This window comes from Streptomyces sp. NPDC026377 (assembly GCF_055567715.1).
On the sequence record NZ_JBVHPV010000001.1, the window covers coordinates 400505 to 417296 of the forward strand.

Below are 16792 nucleotides of genomic sequence, written 5' to 3' on the forward strand. Positions count from 1 at the left end.
TCTGCGGCCCGGTGGTGGGCTGGTCGCGCAGTTCCCCGCGCCCCTCAAGGGCCGGACCTCGTCCGACGGTCGACCTCGGCTGGTCGCGCAGTTCCCCGCGGCGCCCCTTCGGGGCCCGGAACTCGTCTGCGTCCTGGGCGGCTGCTCGCGCCCCCGAAAGCCTGGGCCGAGCCTCGTTCGCCGGGTGCCGGCCACCCCCTTGAGGGGCGCGGGGAACTGCGCGGGCAACCCCCCACACACCCGCAGACAAAAGCCGGCCCCTTCAGGGGCGCGGGGAACTGCGCGAGCAACCCACCACCGGGCCGCAGACGAAGCCCGGACGGAACAGGGGCGCGGGGAACTGCGCGACCAGCCCACCACCGGCCCGCAGACCGAGCCCCGGCCAAAAGGGGCGCGGGGAACTGCGCGAGCACCCCGGCGCCACCCGCACGCATCATCCGGTCGCACGGGGCGCGGGGCGCAGCCCCGCCCGGGGGGCCGGGGGGGGACGCCCCGGAGGAGGGCTCAGCGCGTCACGAGTGGCCCAGGTCCTCCGAGTCCTCGTCCGCCGCCCCCACAGACCCACTGCCCCCCACAGAACGCAACCCCAGCGCATCCGCCCCCATCGTGTCCAGCACCGGCGCAGACGGCCGCGGAGGCTTCGGCATGACCGCCGCCTCCGAGTGGCCGCCGCAGCCGTAGGACAGGGACACCACACGACCGTCCGCGGGGCTGAACTCGTTCGCGCAGACCCCGAAGGCCTGCCGCAGCGATCCCGCCAGCGGGACCAGGAACGCGCACGACTCACAGGACGCCGGCGCCGCCTGCGCCATCGGGGTCTTCGCGCCGAACGACTCGTCCCAGCGGTCCGCCGCCGCGTGCAGCCCGTACCGGGACAGCACACGCGCCCGGCGCATGCCGAGCTCCTCGGCCACCGCCGCGATCGAGCCGCGCGCGGTGCCGGGACGGGCCACCAGCTCCGCGTCCTCCGCCTCGACCCGCTCGGCCATCTCCTCGGAGACGGCCGAGTTCGGCGGCGGGGCGTCCTCCCCGCTGTAGCCGGGCTCCAGGCGCGGGTCGTCCGCCTCGGTGGGCAGCAGGTCGCCGGGGCCCATGTCCCCGGGGCGCAGCCGCTCGCTCCACGGCACCCATTCGGGGGCCTGGAGGGCGTCCGGCCCCGGCAGCAGGACGGTCTCGTCGAGCGTGACCAGTTTCGCGCGGGAGGCCCGCGCGACGGTCACCGCCCAGCGCCAGCCCCGGTACCCCGGTTCCTTGCACTCGAAGAAGTGCGTGACGACCCGGTCGCCCTCGGCCACCACCGATACGTGCTCTCCGACCACCCCGGGCGCGGCGGCCTCCTCGGCCGCCTCCCGGGCGAGGTCGACCGCTTCGGCGCACAGGCGGTCGGGGGTACGGCTTCGCGTCGTCGCAGCACTCACAGGTCTCGCTTCTCTCCTACGCCGTCTCACGGGTGCGCCGGGGACCGCGTACGTACGAGTCGCGGACGGAGCGGACCAGGGGGCCGCGTCGACGTCCGCGCCCGGGCCGTGAACTGATCAGGGGCGCGCCTTTCGCCATCCATTCTGCGGGATCGCGGAGAGGCGCGCGGCCATGAGCAGCCGCGGGCGGCGCGCCTGTCACGCTACCCCCTTCGCGGCCCGCGGCCCACCTGCCGGTCCGAATCCCTGTCGGTACGTCATGGTCAGACGGGGTTGGGGCACTATGACTGCGTGGCTACCGCGAGGTCCGTCGACACGGCCGGTCCCCTCCGCAGGGCGGGGCGGACGGTCGGCCGAGCGCTGCATCTGCCCTTCACAGGCACCGCGCGTTCCATCCGAAAGGCGACACACGCCCATGGCGCCGGTGAGTCGGGCCTGGGCAAACTCATCGAACTGCACGCCGTGAACGGCGCCGGCGACGTCATGATCACCGTCGCCCTGGCGTCCACCGTCTTCTTCTCCGTCCCCACCGACCAGGCACGCGGCCGGGTCGCGCTGTATCTGGCGATCACGATGGCGCCCTTCACCCTGCTGGCCCCGGTGATCGGCCCGCTGCTCGACCGGATGCCGCACGGCCGGCGCGCCGCGATGGCGGGCGCCATGCTGGCGCGGGCGCTGCTCGCGCTCACCATGTCGGGCGCGGTCGCCACCGGCGGCCTGGAGCTGTATCCGGCTGCGTTGGGCGTCCTGGTGGCGTCGAAGGCGTACGGAGTGGTGCGCAGCGCGGTCGTGCCCCGGCTGCTGCCACCGGCGTTCTCGCTGGTCAAGGCCAATTCGAGAGTCACGCTCGCGGGACTCTTGGCGACGGCCGCGGCGGCCCCCATCGGCGCGGGGCTCCAGCACGTGGGGCCCGAGTGGCCGCTCTACGGGGCGTTCTGCCTCTTCGTGACGGGGACGTTCCTGGCCTTCACGCTCGACCACAAGGTGGACTCCGCCAAGGGGGAGAGCAAGGCCGGGCTCGTCGAGCGCGCGGGCCGCAAACCGGGGCTGAGCTCGGTCGGCTCGTCCGTGCGCAGCGGGCTGATCGCCAACGCGGCCCTGCGCGCGCTCTCCGGCTTCCTGATCTTCTTCCTGGCGTTCCTGCTGCGCGAGCACCCGCTGTCCGGGCAGAGCGCCGCCGTGTCGCTGGGCGTGGTCGGTGTCTCGGCGGGCGTCGGCAACGCGCTGGGCACGGCGGCGGGCTCGATGCTGCGCTCGCGGGGCCCGGAGATCATCATCGTGGCGGCGCTCCTCGCCGCGCTGGGCGCGGGGGTGTGCGCGGCGGCGTTCTTCAGCGGGGTGCTGATGGCGGTGCTCGGTGCGACCGCGGGCTTCACCCAGGCGCTGGCGAAGCTGTCCCTGGACGCGATGCTCCAGCGCGATGTGCCCGAGGAGGTCCGTACCTCCGCGTTCGCCCGTTCGGAGACCGCGCTCCAGATGTCGTGGGTGCTGGGCGGTGCCATAGGGATCGTGCTGCCGCTCAACGGCGTGCTCGGGATGTCGGTCGCCGCGGGGCTGCTCGCGGTGGGCGCCCTCACGTCCGTACGGGGGCTGCTGAGCTCGTCGCGGCGCGGCACACCACACCCGCGCGTGGCGTGATCACGAGGGACCGATAGCCTTCGGCTCATGACCGCCTCGTTCACCTCCGGTAAGGCCCGCCGGGCCGGCATCGCCCTGGGCGCTGTCTCCGTCGGCCTCCTCGTCCTCTCCGCCTGCGACAAGCCGACGCCCCTCGCGACCGTGACGGTCGGGACGACTTCGGTGCACGCCGAGGCCGCCTGCCGCAACGACGGCAAGGTGCTCTCCGAGGAGAAGCTCACCACCTGCCTGAGCAGCGTGAAGACCTCGAAGACCATCAAGTACTCGCCGGGCGCCACCATGCGTCTGGGCGTGGACCCGGACGTCGTGGAGGACGGTGACAAGTGGGTCGCGGTCCTCGACGGCAACCCGATCACCGAGCCGTCGAACAAGACGTACCGCTCGTTCCCGAACGCGGACGTCTTCGCGACGGGCGGGCAGGGTGCCACGCCCAAGAGCAAGAAGATCAACATCATTCAGGTCAACGACGACAACAAGCCCAAGTCGGTCTGGAGCTTCACGCTCAAGCGCGACGACAGCTGAGACGACGGCTGACATGCGCGTCCTGGTCGTGACCGCCGTCCCTGCGGAGCGGGACGCGGTCACGAGGGCGTGCCCGGCGGGCGCGGACGTCCTGGCCGGTGGCGTGGGCCCCGCCTCGGCCGCCGCAGCCACCGCCGCGGCCCTGGCCCGTACCCCGTACGACCTGGTCGTCTGCGCCGGGATCGGCGGCGGTTTCGCGCCCCTCGCCCCGGTCGGGGCCCTCGTCGTCGCCTCCCGGATCGTCGCCGCCGACCTCGGGGCCGACACGCCCGAGGGGTACGTCGATGTCGAGGCGCTCGGGTTCGGGCGCTGCGCCCATCTGCCGCCCGAGCCGCTCGCGCGGGCGGCCGCCGAGGCCGTCGGCGCCGCGTACGGGCCCGTCCTCACCGTCTCCACCGTCACCGGCACCGCCGCCCGCGCCGCGGAGCTCGCCGCCCGCCACCCGGGGGCCGCCGCCGAGGCGATGGAGGGCTTCGGGGTCGCGGAGGCCGCCGCCCAGCAGGGCGTTCCCGTCCTGGAGATCCGGGCCGTCTCCAACGCCGTGGGGCCGCGCGACCGTTCCGCCTGGCGGATCGGGGACGCGCTCGCCGCACTCACCGACGCCTTCGGGAAGCTCCCGCCCGTACTGGAGAGTTGGAACGGTCATGACTGAGCCGCTGCGTATCGCCTACTCGCCCTGCCCCAACGACACCTTCGTCTTCGACGCCTGGGCGCACGGCCGCGTCCCCGGCGCGCCCGAACTCGACGTCACCTTCGCGGACATCGACGTCACCAACGGCATCGCCGAACGTGGTCCCGGCGACGGCGGCTTCGACCTGCTGAAGGTGTCGTACGCCGTGCTGCCCTGGGTCCTCGACGACTATGCCCTGCTGCCCTGCGGCGGGGCGCTGGGGCGCGGCTGCGGCCCGCTGGTGCTCACCCGCGAGCCCGGTGTGGACCTGACGGGCAGGACCGTCGCCGTGCCGAGCGAGCGCTCGACGGCGTATCTGCTCTTCCGGCTCTGGGCGGCCGACGTGGTGCCCGGCGGGGTCGGCAAGGTCGTCGTGATGCCGTTCCACGAGATCATGCCCGCCGTGCGCGACGGCCGGGTGGACGCCGGACTCGTCATCCACGAGGCCCGCTTCACCTACCGGGAGTACGGGCTGCACTCGCTCGCCGACATGGGTGAGCACTGGGAGTCCACGACGGGGCTGCCCATCCCGCTGGGCGCGATCATCGCCCGCCGCTCGCTCGGCGAGGCCCGGCTGGCCGAGCTGGCCGAGGTCGTCCGGACGTCCGTCCGCATGGCCTGGGACGACCCGGAGGCCTCCCGGCCGTACGTACGGGAGCACGCCCAGGAGATGGACCCGGCGGTGGCCGACCAGCACATCGGGCTCTACGTCAACGAGTTCACGCACGACCTGGGCGAGGACGGCTACGCGGCGGTGCGGGGGCTGCTGACACGGGCCGCGGCCGAGGGGCTCGTGCCTCCGCTCGGCCGCGACGCGCTCGCCTTCGTGTGACGCGGGTCCGCTAGACGTCGAGCTGGTCCGCCACCGCCCGCAGCAGTCCGGCGATCTTCTTGCCGGCCGCCTTGTCGGGATAGCGGCCGCGCTCCAGCATCGGCGTGATGTTCTCCAGCAGTGTCGTCAGGTCCTGGACGATGGAGGCCAGTTCGTCGGGCTTGCGGCGCTGGGCCGCGGCGACCGAGGGGGCCGGGTCGAGGACGGTCACCGAGAGAGCCTGGTCACCGCGCTGGCCCGCGACCACGCCGAACTCGACGCGCTGGCCGGGCTTGAGTGTCTCGACCCCGGAGGGGAGCACGGACGAGTGGACGAAGACGTCGCCGCCGTCGTCGCGGGAGAGAAAGCCGAAGCCCTTCTCGCTGTTGAACCATTTGACCTTGCCGGTAGGCACGTCTGTCCTCGTCCTCGTACTCGTCGTCGGGTGCTCGGGGCGCCGCGGAGAACGGCTCTGGATAGCACTGCAGCGGGCCGCCTTGGGACCCGCCGACACCAAGGCTAATGGTCCAGAGGCTGCTGACAAGACGTCCCGGCGGGTCCTTACGGGCAGGGAACTACCCTGACCGAGTGAGTAACGAAACCCAAGCGAATTCGGCCAGGGACGAGTCGAACAGCGGGGACCGGCTGGTTCGCGCCGGTGTCATCGTCTTCTTCGTCGGCGCGCTCGCCACGCTGGTCACGGTGGCGCCGCTGTTCCTGCACACGTCCCCGTTCCCGCCCGTCGCCTACGCGGTGTGCATGCTGATGGGCGTCGGCTTCCTCATCGCCGGGGCGGGTGTGGTGCGGTCGGTACGGGCGGGGCGCGGGGCGGCCTAGACGGCGTTCTGGGCGTACCCGTCGTTCTGGGCGTTCTCGGCGTTCTGGGCGTTCTGGGCGTTCTGGGCGTTCTCGGCGTTCTCGGCGCTGACGTGCGCCTTCCACCACGGGCGGAACTCCGTGAGGTCGGCGAGGACGACGTCCGCGCCCGCCTCGCGCAGCTCCCGCGCGCCGATCGGGCCGGTCGGTACGGCCACCGAGAGCGCGCCCGCGGCGTGGGCGCCGCGGATGTCGCCGGTGTGGTCGCCGACGTACACCGTGGCGCCGTGCGCGCGCAGCGCCTCCGCCTTGGCCTCCGCCCACAGCCCGCCGATCAGCTCGTCGGGCTCAAGACCGAGGTGGGTGAGGTGCAGGCCGGCCTGCGGCCGGTTCTTGGCGGTGACCACGATGGCGCGGCCGCCGAGCTCCTGGACGGCGCGTATCGCGTCGGCGGCGCCGGGGAGGGCGGGGGTGGGGTGGATGGCGTACGTGGGGTACAGCTCGCGGTACCGCGCGACCATCTCCGGGATGCGGTCCTCGGGGAACCAGTGGCTCAGCTCCCACTCCAGTGGGGGGCCGAGGCGGCTGACGGCCGCGTCCGCGTCGATGGGGGTGCCGGTGTCTTCGGCGAGGCGGGTGTAGCAGGCGTGGATGCCGGGGCGGGAGTCGATGAGGGTCATGTCGAGGTCGAACCCGACGGTACGCGTAGCCATGCCCCCCATTGTGTCTCCCCCACCCCGCCCCTCCCCTGAACCCTCCGGGGGCGAAGGCGACCCTCCCTGGGACCACACCCCCAGCCCCCCATGTGGGGCTGCCCCCCGGCCCCCGCCTTTCACCCGCGGACCGTGCTGGGCTGATCGCGCAGTTCCCCGCGCCCCTAAGGCAGCCCCCCGCACCCGGAAACCCACCCTCGGCCCCCCAGGGGCGCGGGGAACTGCGCGAGCAACCCGCCACCACCCGCAGGCAAAGACCGGGCCACACACCCCCCGCAGCCGAACCGCAGGCACCCCCTCAGCGCGGGCGGCGCGCTCGCCAGAGCAGGAATGCTGCCGACCCCAGCGCCGCCCCCCGCACCACCCACGGCCACACCCCCACCACCGCATCCCCCATCGCCCCCTCAGCGATGGGCGCCCCCCACCGCCCGTCCCGGCGGCCCCACAGCCACACCGCGCCCGCGGCCACCGCCAGGCCGGGCACGCCCAGGACCGCCCACTTCGTCTCCGCGGGCGTCAGGCGGCGCGTCACGTACGCAAGGAGCCAGCCCCCGCCCAGGGCCGGCCAGTTGCCCAGGGCCGCGCCCACCACCAGCAGCGCCGCGGCGACCACCAGCAGCGGGCTGGAGAAGGACGGGCGCGGGAGAACCGTCCGCCAGCCCCTCCGGGGCGCGGGAAGCTCCTCCTCGACGGGCCCCGCGACGGCCCCCGGGGCGGGGCCGTCGGCGGCCCCGGCCCCGGCCCCCGCCACCCCCTCCCCCTTCCCCAACTCCTCCGGCGGCCGCAGTATCTCCGGGATCTCCACCCCGCCCACGAACCCCGCCACCGACTCCCCGGCGCCGCCACCGAAGGGTCCCGGTTCGATCCGCCACCAGTCCGGTTCGCCGCCGGAGGGGCCGAGTTCGTCCATGCCCGCGAGGTGCGGCGGCGACGCGGCCGTCGCCGGAGGGGGTGGGGACGCCGGCGCGGGAGGGGACGGCGGGGACGACTCGCGCGGGCGCGGGAAGATCTGGCGGCGCCCCCGGCCCCCGTCCCGCTGCCCCGGCACCCCCCGCCCCGCCGTCTCCACCTCCGGCGGCGCCTCGTACGCCCCGGCCGTCGAGACGGACTCCACCACCTCGTCCGGCGTACCGAGCCGCCCCAGGATCCGGCGGACCGCCGCCGGGCTGTCGGCGCCGAACTTCGCCCGTCTGCGGTCGATCTCGTCGCGCAGCCCGGACACCAGCCGCATCCGTGCCGCGGAGGGCAGCTGCCGCCGCTGGGCCAGGTCGCCGACCCGGCTCAGGTAGTCGTAGACCAGCTGGTCGCTCTCGATCCCCACACCGTTCCCCTTCGTGCCCCGCCGGGGCCCGCCGCCGCCTCCCTGCCCTGACGGTAGCGCGCAGCGGCTACCGTGGGGCGGATGGGGACCGGCGAGCGCGACCAGGAGGCGCACGTGTCCGAAGCAGCGACCGGAGCGGGTGGAGTGAGCGGTACCGACAGCGACGCCGCCGCCGACGCCACCACCGGCGGCACCCGCGCGTCCGCCGCACCCGCCGCACCCCGCACCCTCGCCGAAGCGCTCCGCTCCCGCCCCGACTCCTCCCTCGCCGCGCTCCTGCGCGCCCGGCCCGATCTGCTCACTCCCGTACCCAATGACCTGACCCAGCTGGCCACCCGCGCCGGGACCCGGGCCTCGGTCGTGCGGGCGCTGGAGCGGCTCGACCGGTTCGCGCTCCAGACCGCGCAGGCGCTGGCGGTGGCGCCCGACCCGGCGCCCTACCCCGTCCTGCTGGCCCTGCTGGCGGGCGACGAGGGCGACGCGGCCGTCGAGGAGGCGCTGCCTGGGGCGCTCGCGGGGCTGCGGGAGCAGGCGCTGGTGTGGGGAACCGACGAGCGGCTGCGGCTGGTGCGCACCGCCCGCGAGCTGCTGGCGCCCTCCCCCGCGCACCCCTCCCCCACCGGCCTCGGCCCGACCGTCGCCGAGGCCACGGCCGGGATGTCGCCGGGGCGGGTGCAGGAGATCCTCCAGGCGGCCGGGCTCCCGGCCACCCATGACGCTGTCTCCGCCGTCGCCGCGCTGACCTCGCTCTTCACCGACCGGACGCGGATGTCGCACCTGCTGGACACCGCCCCGCCGGAGGCGCTCGCGGTGCTCGACCGGCTGGTGTGGGGGCCGCCGTACGGCGAGGTGTCGGCGGATCCGGCGCCGCCCGTCCGCTGGCTGCGCGACCACGGGCTGCTGCTGCCGACCTCGGCGCGCACGGTGGTCCTGCCGCGCGAGGCCGCCCTGCATCTGCGCGCCGGGCGCGCACACCGGGCGCCCGAGCCGGTGGCGCCCGCCGTCGCGCCGGCCCGGGAGTACAAGCCGCAGGTGGTGGACTCCGCGGCGGCGGGGCAGGCGCTCACCGCGCTGACCATGGTCGAGGACCTGCTGGCCGAGTGGAACGAGGGCGGGCCCGCCGTGCTGCGCGCGGGCGGCCTGAGCGTGCGTGACCTGAAACGTACGGCCGCCGCCCTGGACACCACCGAGCAGGCCGCCGCTTTCTGGCTCGAACTCGCCTACGCGGCGGGGCTGCTGGCGTCCGACGGGGAGGCGGACGAGCGGTACGCGCCGACGCCCGCGTACGACGACTGGCTGGACCTGCCGCCCGCCGAGCGCTGGTCGCGGCTGGCCGCCGCGTGGCTCACCGCGACCCGTACGCCCGGCCTGGTCGGCGACCAGGACGCCCGGGCCCGCACCCTCGCGGCCCTCGGCCCCGACCTGGACCGCTCCCCCGCCCCGGAGGTCCGCCACCGGGTGCTGGCCCTGCTCGCGCTGCTGCCCGAGGGGACCGCGCCCGACCCGGAGACGCTGCTGGCCCGGCTGCGCTGGGAGCACCCGGCGCGCACCGGCCCCGAGGACCTGCGGCCCCGGCTGGCCCGGTGGACGCTGGCCGAGGCGGAGTGGCTGGGCGTGACGGGCCGGGGCGCGCTCGCCGGGCACGGGCGGGCGCTGCTCGCCGGGGGCGGCGACGGGGGCACCCCGAAGGCGGCCCGTCCCGGTGGGGGCGACGATGGCGCCCAGAAGGCGGCTCGTCCGGGCGCCGCCACGGCCCCGCCTTCCGGTCTCGCGGCCGCCGCCGCGCTCGCGCCGCACCTGCCCGAGCCCGTCGACCACGTCCTGCTCCAGGCCGACCTCACCGCCGTCGCGCCCGGCCCGCTGCGGCGCCCGCTCGCCGCGGCCATGAGCGTGCTGGCGGACATCGAGTCGAAGGGCGGCGCGACGGTGTACCGGTTCACGCCCGCCTCCGTGCGCCGCGCCCTCGACGCCGGGCAGGCCGCCTCCGACCTGCACGCCTTCCTCGCCGCGCACAGCGCCACGCCCGTCCCGCAGCCGCTCAGCTACCTCATCGACGACGTGGCCCGCCGCCACGGCCACCTCCGGGTCGGCGCCGCGTCGGCGTACGTACGCTGCGACGACGACGCGCTGCTCGACGAGATCGTCGCGGACAAGCGGTCCGCGGGGCTGCGCCTGCGCCGGCTCGCTCCGACCGTGCTCGCCGCCCAGGCCGACCCCGCCGCGCTCCTCGAAGGGCTGCGCGCGATGGGGTACGCCCCGGCCGCCGAGTCCGCCGAGGGCGATGTGGTGATCACCCGCGCCGACACCCGCCGCACCCCGCCCCGCAGTGCCCCCGCGCCCGTGCCGGACGGTCCGCCGGTGCCCGACGAGACGCTGCTGGGCGCGGCGGTCCGGGCGATCCGGGCGGGCGACGAGGCCGCCACGGTCGTACGCAAGGAGGCGCCGCGTACCGTCCCCGCCGAGCCGGGCGGGCTGCCGCGCACCACGGCCGCCGAGACGCTGGCCACCGTCCAGGCCGCGGTGATGACGGGCTCGGCGCTGTGGATCGGCTACGTCAACGCGGACGGCGCCGCCAGCCAGCGGGTGATCGCGCCGGTGCGGGTGGAGGGTGGGTTCGTGACGGGGTACGACCACACGGCCGACGAGGTGCGCACGTATCCGCTGCACCGGATCACCGGGGTGGCGGAACTGGCGGACGACCCGGCGTGAGCTCGCGCGGGGGCGTGGCTGCGGCGGCGTGTGGTTGCCCGCACCTGCCCGGCCCGGGGCTCACCTGCGGCCCGGCGGGTGCCCACTCGCACAGTTCCCCGCGCCCCTGAAAGGCCGCTGTTCATCTGCGGGCCCGTGGTGGGCCGGTCGCGCAGTTCCCCGCGCCCCCAAAAGCCTCGTTCGTCTGCGGACCGTGGTCGCTTCTCGCGCAGTTCCCCGCGCCCCCAAAAGCCTGTGGCTGAGCTGGTCTCTCCGGCGAACCCCAACCCCCAGGGGCGCGGGGAACTGCGCGACCGGCCCACCACCGACGTGCAGACAAAGCCCGGGCCGACCAAGGGCGCGGGGAACTGCGCGAGCAACCCACCACCCACCCGCAGACAAAGACCCGGCCGACCAGGGCCGCCGGGGAACACCGAGCCCACCCCGCCCCCACCCCCGCCCCGCTGAGGCACACTGGAGGTTTGGCACCTGCGGAGGGATGTAGGTACGTGAACGGGCCACTGATCGTCCAGTCGGACAAGACCCTGCTTCTGGAAGTCGACCACGAGCAGGCCGACGCCTGCCGCCGCGCCATCGCCCCCTTCGCCGAGCTGGAGCGGGCGCCGGAGCACATCCACACCTACCGGCTGACCCCGCTGGGGCTGTGGAACGCGCGCGCCGCCGGGCACGACGCCGAGCAGGTGGTGGACGCGCTCGTGGAGTTCTCCCGCTACCCCGTGCCGCACGCCCTGCTCGTCGACGTCGCGGAGACGATGGCGCGCTACGGACGGCTCACCCTGAGCAAGCATCCCGTCCACGGCCTGGTGCTGACCAGCACCGACCGGCCGGTCCTGGAGGAGATCCTGCGCTCCAAGAAGATCGTCCCGCTGGTCGGCGCCCGGCTCGACGCGGACACGGTCGCGGTGCACCCCTCCGAGCGCGGCCAGATCAAGCAGACCCTGCTCAAGCTCGGCTGGCCCGCCGAGGACCTCGCGGGGTACGTGGACGGCGAGGCCCACCCCATCGAGCTCGCCGAGGACGGCTGGGCGCTGCGCCCGTACCAGAAGCAGGCCGTCGAGGGGTTCTGGCACGGCGGCAGCGGGGTTGTGGTGCTGCCCTGCGGCGCGGGCAAGACACTGGTGGGCGCGGGCGCCATGGCGCAGGCCAAGGCCACCACGCTCATCCTGGTCACCAACACCGTCTCGGCCCGGCAGTGGAAGCACGAGCTGGTCAAGCGCACCTCACTGACCGAGGAGGAGATCGGCGAGTACAGCGGGACGCGCAAGGAGATCCGGCCCGTCACCATCGCCACCTACCAGGTGCTCACCACCCGCAGGAAGGGCGTGTACCCGCACCTGGAGCTCTTCGACTCCCGGGACTGGGGGCTGATCGTCTACGACGAGGTGCACCTCCTGCCCGCGCCGGTCTTCAAGTTCACCGCCGACCTCCAGGCCCGGCGCCGCCTCGGGCTCACCGCCACCCTGGTCCGCGAGGACGGCCGCGAGTCGGACGTCTTCTCGCTGATCGGGCCGAAGCGGTTCGACGCGCCGTGGAAGGAGATCGAGGCGCAGGGCTACATCGCGCCCGCCGACTGCGTGGAGGTCCGGGTCAATCTGACCGACGCCGAGCGGCTGGCGTACGCGACCGCCGAGACCGAGGAGAAGTACCGGTTCTGCGCGACCACCGCCACCAAGCGGAAGGTCACCGAGGCGCTGGTGCGCAAGTTCGCGGGTCAGCAGATCCTCGTCATCGGGCAGTACATCGACCAGCTCGACGAGCTGGGCGAGCATCTGAACGCGCCGGTGATCAAGGGCGAGACGCCCAACGCGCAGCGCGAGAAGCTCTTCGAGTCCTTCCGGCAGGGCGAGATCTCCGTGCTCGTCGTCTCCAAGGTCGCCAACTTCTCCATCGACCTGCCCGAGGCGACGGTCGCCATCCAGGTCTCCGGCACCTTCGGCTCCCGCCAGGAGGAGGCCCAGCGGCTGGGCCGGGTGCTGCGCCCGAAGGCCGACGGCCACCAGGCGCACTTCTACTCGGTGGTGGCCCGCGACACCCTCGACCAGGACTTCGCGGCGCACCGCCAGCGGTTCCTGGCGGAGCAGGGGTACGCGTACCGGATCGTGGACGCGGACGATCTGCTCGCGGGGGACGTGGGCTGACATGGGCTGACGTGGGCTGAGTCCCGCGGTTCTCCGGGCGCCCGATCGGCCGGTCATTGTCCGCGGACCGTGGCCGGTTGCCCGCGCGGTTCCCCGCGCCCCTCAGGTGCGCCCCTCCTGGACGCCCGCCAGCGGGGCGGGGAAGCTGCGCGGCGAGCCCCCGCCGGGCCGCAGGCGGGTGGCGGCCTGGGCTGACAGGGCGAGTCCCAGCAGCGCGTACGGTGACGCCAACGGCTGCTGCCACCAGGGGAGATGGAGGTCCAGCTCCCCCTCGTGCGGCACCAGCCACAGCGTGCGCGCGGTGAACACCACCGCCACGGCGACGGCGGTACGGGTCCGCCCCTCGGCCACCAGGACCGCCAGCAGCGGCACGCACCACACCCAGTGGTGTGACCAGCTGACCGGGGAGACGAGCAGGGCGGTCAGGGCGGTGACCAGGACCCCCCACCGCTCGGGCGCCCGGCGGGCGGTCCACAGCCCGGCCACGGCGACGAGCGACGCCACCGCTACCCCCGCCGCGCCGGGCGCGGGCGTGTGGAGCAGCCGGGCCACCAGGCCCTGGAGCGACTGGTTGTCGACGATCCACACCTTGCCGACCCGGTCGGTCTCGAAGAGCCGCCGCGTCCAGAAGTCCACGCTGGCGCCGGGCAGGACGAGCCCGCCGAGCAGCACGGTCCCGGCGAAGGCGGCGGCGCCCGTTCCCGCCTCCCGCCACCGCCCCCTGAGCAGCGCGTACAGCAGGAAGAGCGCGGGGGTGAGCTTGACGCCCGCCGCCACGCCGGTCGCGAGGCCCTTGCCCGGGGCGCCGGGCGCTCTGGTGAGGTCCCACAGGACCAGGCAGGTCAGCGCGAGGTTGATCTGGCCGAAGAGCAGCGTCTGGAAGACCGGTTCGAGCCAGAGCCCGGCGGCGGTGGCGCCGAGCAGGGCGGCGGGCCGGGGGGCGATCCGGGCGAACCGGCACGAGAGCCGTACGAGCAGGGCCAGCAGCAGCGCGTTGCCGACGGCGAAGGCGGCCTTGAGCACCGGTACGGGGAGCCAGGTCGTCGGTACGAAGAGGAGCGCGGCGAACGGCGGGTAGGTGGCGGGCAGGTGCCAGCGGGTGACGGTGAAGCCGTACAGATCGGTGCCGTGCGCGACGGCCGCGCCCTCCGCCCGGTAGACCAGGGCGTCCGCCATGGGGACGCGCAGGGCGAGGCAGAGCGCTGCCAGCGCGGTGAGGGAGACGGCGAGCAGGACGACGCCGGTCGCGGGCTTGGCGACCGCGGCGGATATGGCTCTGTGCGAACGGCCGATCACGTTCCGGTACTTCACGGCCGTGACCCTAGAGGATCCGACGAGCGCGCCGGGGCAGGCTCGGCGGGGGGCGGGGTGAGGGGGTGGGGTGAGGGAGCGGGCCGGGCGTTCGGCTGCGGGTCGCCGGTGGCTGGGCGCGCAGTTCCCCGCGCCCCTTGGGGGTACCGGCGAGGTACTTGGCTCGGGGGCGGGTCAGCGGTGGCGGCGTACGCCCGCCTCTTCCGAGTACTCCCCGAGGACGACGACGCTCAGGGCCGCGCCCGCGAAGGCCTTGGCGGCGCGCAGGGCGTTGCCGACGCGGTGCGGGGAGTGCTCGGCGCCGGTGGCGGTCGCGCCCCGGGGAGCCGGGACGGTGGGCGCGGGGGTGAAGGTCACGGGGCTCATGTATCCATGGTGCTCCCGGGCCCCTCCTCTTTCATCGCTCTGCGGTCGGAACCGCCCGGCCCCCCGCGTCCACCTCTGGTCCACCCCCGTCCCCTACGGGTAGGACCCCGTAGGACCCCGCTCCCTAGGGGCTCCCCCGGAGTCCGGACCGCGTCCGGGAAAATTCGTTCGCCCCTCCCCGGCCCCCTGACTACAATCGCCGCTTCCCCGCCTCCCTCCGAGGAGCGCCGCCGCCCGGACGGAAACCGGCCGGCCGCCGAAGCCGCAAGGCGATCCCGCCCGATCAGCCTCCCGGAGGAACCCCGTGTCCCCGCACGACCCCGAAGACCCCCTCAGCCGTGAGCGCGCCCACCTCGCCGAGTCGCGCGCGGCCCTGCGCGCCATGCGCGAGGACGTGCAGAATCTCGACATCAAGGACGTCACCGCGAACTGGGTGAACGCGGCCGTCCTCCAGCGCCAGATCGACGACCGCATCAAGGCCCTGGCGGACCTCTCGCACACCCCGCTCTTCTTCGGCCGTCTCGACTACCTGCACGCTCCCGGCGCGGAGCTGGCCGAGGGCGCCGGGGGCGAGCGCTTCTACATCGGGCGCCGCCACGTCCACGACGCCGAGGGCGACCCGATGGTGATCGACTGGCGCGCGCCGGTCTCCCAGCCGTTCTACCGCGCCTCCCGCAAGGACCCGCAGGACATCGCGCTGCGCCGCCGCTTCGGCTACACCGGCGGCGAGCTCACGGCGTACGAGGACGAGCACCTCACCGACCCCGCCGAGGCGGCCACCACCAGCAAGCTGCTCCAGGCGGAGATCGAGCGCCCGCGCGTCGGCCCGATGCGCGACATCGTGGCGACGATCCAGCCGGAACAGGACGAGATCGTCCGCTCGGGGCTCGGCGGCTCCGTCTGCGTCCAGGGCGGCCCCGGCACCGGCAAGACGGCCGTCGGCCTGCACCGGGTGGCGTACCTCCTCTACGCGCACCGCGATCGCCTCGCCCGCACCGGCACCCTGGTCATCGGCCCGAACGCCTCCTTCCTCCACTACATCGAGCAAGTGCTGCCCGCGCTGGGCGAGTTGGAGGTCCGCCAGGCGACCGTCGACGACCTGGTGGCGCACGTCGAGGTGCGGGGCACCGACGAGGCACCCGCCGCGATCGTCAAGGGTGACGCCAGGATGGCCGAGGTGCTGCGCCGGGCCGTCCGCAGCCATGTGAGCCTGCCCACCGAGCCGCTGGTGGTGGTGCGCGGCTCGCGCCGGTGGCGGATCCCGGCGTACGAACTGGAGGAGATCGTCCGCGAGTTGCGGGAGCGCGACATCCGGTACGGGGCCGCCCGGGACGCCCTGCCGCAGCGCATCGCCCACGCCGTGCTCGTACGGATGGAGCAGGCGGGCGAGGCGCCCGACGACCGGGTGCAGGACGCGGTGGCGCGCAACGCGGCGGTGAAGGCGGCCGTGAAGGAGCTCTGGCCGCCGGTCGACCCGGCGAAGCTGGTGCTGCGGCTGCTCTCCGACGCCGACTTCCTCGCCGCGCACGCGGAGGGCCTGCTCAGCGCGGATGAGCAGAAGACGATCCTGTGGGCGAAGCCCGCGCGCAGCGTCAGGTCAGCCAAGTGGTCGGCGGCGGACGCGGTGCTGATCGACGAGGCGAACGACCTGGTGGCACGGACCCACTCGCTCGGCCATGTGGTGGTCGACGAGGCGCAGGACCTCTCCCCCATGCAGTACCGGGCGGTCGGCCGCCGCTGCTCGACCGGCTCGGCGACGGTCCTGGGCGACCTGGCGCAGGGCACCACACCCTGGGCGACGGCGAGCTGGGACGAGGCGCTGCGTCACCTCGGCAAGCCGGACGCGGTGGTGGAGGAGCTGACGGCGGGCTTCCGCGTACCGCGCGAGGTGATCGCGTACGCCTCGCGGCTGCTGCCGTCGATTTCACCGGGTCTGGCGCCGGTGGAGTCCGTGCGCGAGACGCCCGGCTCGCTGGACGTGCGCGCCTCGGCCCCGGAGGAGCTGGACGCGGCCGTCCTGTCCGCCTGCCGCGAGGCGCTCGGGCACGAGGGCTCGACGGGCCTGATCGCGGCGGACGCGCGCATCCCGGTGCTCACCGAGGCCCTGAAGGCGGCGGGTCTGCCGTTCCTGCACCCCGGCGAGGAGACCACGGCCGAGTCCCGGCTCACCCTGGTCCCCGCCTCGCTGGCGAAGGGCCTGGAGTACGACTACGTGGTCCTGGACGAGCCCGCCGCCGTGGTCGACGGCGAGCCGGACGAACGCACCGGCCTGCGCCGCCTGTACGTGGCGCTGACCCGGGCGGTCTCGGGCCTCACCGTCTGCCACGCGGCACCCCTGCCCGCCCAGCTGACCTGATCC

Annotated in this window: 14 protein-coding genes; 8 read left to right on the forward strand and 6 right to left on the reverse strand. The window is 74.7% G+C overall.

All coding sequences use genetic code 11. The features are described 5' to 3' along the window. Positions 1-512: 512 nt before the first annotated feature. Complete coding sequence (locus ACZ4MU_RS01625) at positions 513-1418, reverse strand: DUF3027 domain-containing protein (RefSeq protein ID WP_467869628.1); 906 nt, start codon at positions 1416-1418, stop codon at positions 513-515. A 291-nt stretch (positions 1419-1709) separates the two neighbouring features. On the opposite strand from ACZ4MU_RS01625, the gene ACZ4MU_RS01630 reads away from it, so the two are divergent. Genes ACZ4MU_RS01630 through ACZ4MU_RS01645 form a run of 4 tightly spaced genes read left to right on the forward strand, consistent with a single transcriptional unit; the run spans position 1710 to position 5080 of the window. After that, complete coding sequence (locus ACZ4MU_RS01630) at positions 1710-3056, forward strand: MFS transporter (RefSeq protein ID WP_467869630.1); 1347 nt, start codon at positions 1710-1712, stop codon at positions 3054-3056. 27 nt (positions 3057-3083) lie between these two features. Then, positions 3084-3578, forward strand: a complete 495-nt coding sequence (locus ACZ4MU_RS01635; RefSeq protein WP_467869632.1) for a DUF2771 domain-containing protein — start codon at positions 3084-3086, stop codon at positions 3576-3578. A 13-nt stretch (positions 3579-3591) separates the two neighbouring features. Then, the gene (locus ACZ4MU_RS01640) at positions 3592-4230 is read left to right on the forward strand and encodes a futalosine hydrolase (protein ID WP_467869634.1); all 639 of its coding nucleotides are present in this window, start codon (positions 3592-3594) and stop codon (positions 4228-4230) included. After that, positions 4223-5080: a 1,4-dihydroxy-6-naphthoate synthase gene (locus ACZ4MU_RS01645; RefSeq protein ID WP_467869636.1), complete on the forward strand. Its 858-nt coding sequence runs from the start codon at positions 4223-4225 to the stop codon at positions 5078-5080. The genes ACZ4MU_RS01640 and ACZ4MU_RS01645 overlap by 8 nt, the downstream gene beginning before the upstream one ends. Positions 5081-5090: 10 nt before the next feature. On the opposite strand, the gene ACZ4MU_RS01650 is transcribed toward ACZ4MU_RS01645, so the two are convergent. Beyond that, complete coding sequence (locus ACZ4MU_RS01650; RefSeq protein WP_067162767.1) at positions 5091-5474, reverse strand: cold-shock protein; 384 nt, start codon at positions 5472-5474, stop codon at positions 5091-5093. A 173-nt stretch (positions 5475-5647) separates the two neighbouring features. On the opposite strand from ACZ4MU_RS01650, the gene ACZ4MU_RS01655 reads away from it, so the two are divergent. Then, complete coding sequence (locus ACZ4MU_RS01655; RefSeq protein WP_358831508.1) at positions 5648-5896, forward strand: hypothetical protein; 249 nt, start codon at positions 5648-5650, stop codon at positions 5894-5896. On the opposite strand, the gene ACZ4MU_RS01660 is transcribed toward ACZ4MU_RS01655, so the two are convergent. Further along, a complete protein-coding gene (locus ACZ4MU_RS01660) occupies positions 5893-6597 on the reverse strand; it encodes an HAD family hydrolase (protein ID WP_467869639.1) in 705 nt (234 codons plus the stop codon). The genes ACZ4MU_RS01655 and ACZ4MU_RS01660 overlap by 4 nt on opposite strands. A 289-nt stretch (positions 6598-6886) precedes the next feature. Further along, complete coding sequence (locus ACZ4MU_RS01665) at positions 6887-7909, reverse strand: hypothetical protein (RefSeq protein WP_467869641.1); 1023 nt, start codon at positions 7907-7909, stop codon at positions 6887-6889. A gap of 81 nt (positions 7910-7990) precedes the next feature. Here ACZ4MU_RS01665 and ACZ4MU_RS01670 point away from each other — a divergent pair, with 81 nt between their 5' ends. Together ACZ4MU_RS01670 and ACZ4MU_RS01675 are read left to right on the forward strand one after the other, a co-directional pair. Next, positions 7991-10618, forward strand: coding sequence for a helicase-associated domain-containing protein (locus tag ACZ4MU_RS01670; protein WP_467869643.1), 2628 nt, complete (start codon positions 7991-7993; stop codon positions 10616-10618). A gap of 488 nt (positions 10619-11106) precedes the next feature. After that, positions 11107-12756, forward strand: coding sequence for a DNA repair helicase XPB (locus ACZ4MU_RS01675; RefSeq protein WP_467869645.1), 1650 nt, complete (start codon positions 11107-11109; stop codon positions 12754-12756). Positions 12757-12858: 102 nt separating this feature from the next. Here ACZ4MU_RS01675 and ACZ4MU_RS01680 read toward each other — a convergent pair whose 3' ends face one another. Then, positions 12859-14067: a glycosyltransferase 87 family protein gene (locus ACZ4MU_RS01680; protein WP_467869647.1), complete on the reverse strand. Its 1209-nt coding sequence runs from the start codon at positions 14065-14067 to the stop codon at positions 12859-12861. 174 nt (positions 14068-14241) lie between these two features. Continuing rightward, positions 14242-14433, reverse strand: a complete 192-nt coding sequence (locus ACZ4MU_RS01685; RefSeq protein ID WP_467869649.1) for a hypothetical protein — start codon at positions 14431-14433, stop codon at positions 14242-14244. A 304-nt stretch (positions 14434-14737) separates the two neighbouring features. Here ACZ4MU_RS01685 and ACZ4MU_RS01690 point away from each other — a divergent pair, with 304 nt between their 5' ends. Beyond that, complete coding sequence (locus ACZ4MU_RS01690; protein WP_467869651.1) at positions 14738-16789, forward strand: HelD family protein; 2052 nt, start codon at positions 14738-14740, stop codon at positions 16787-16789. Positions 16790-16792 lie beyond the last annotated feature (3 nt).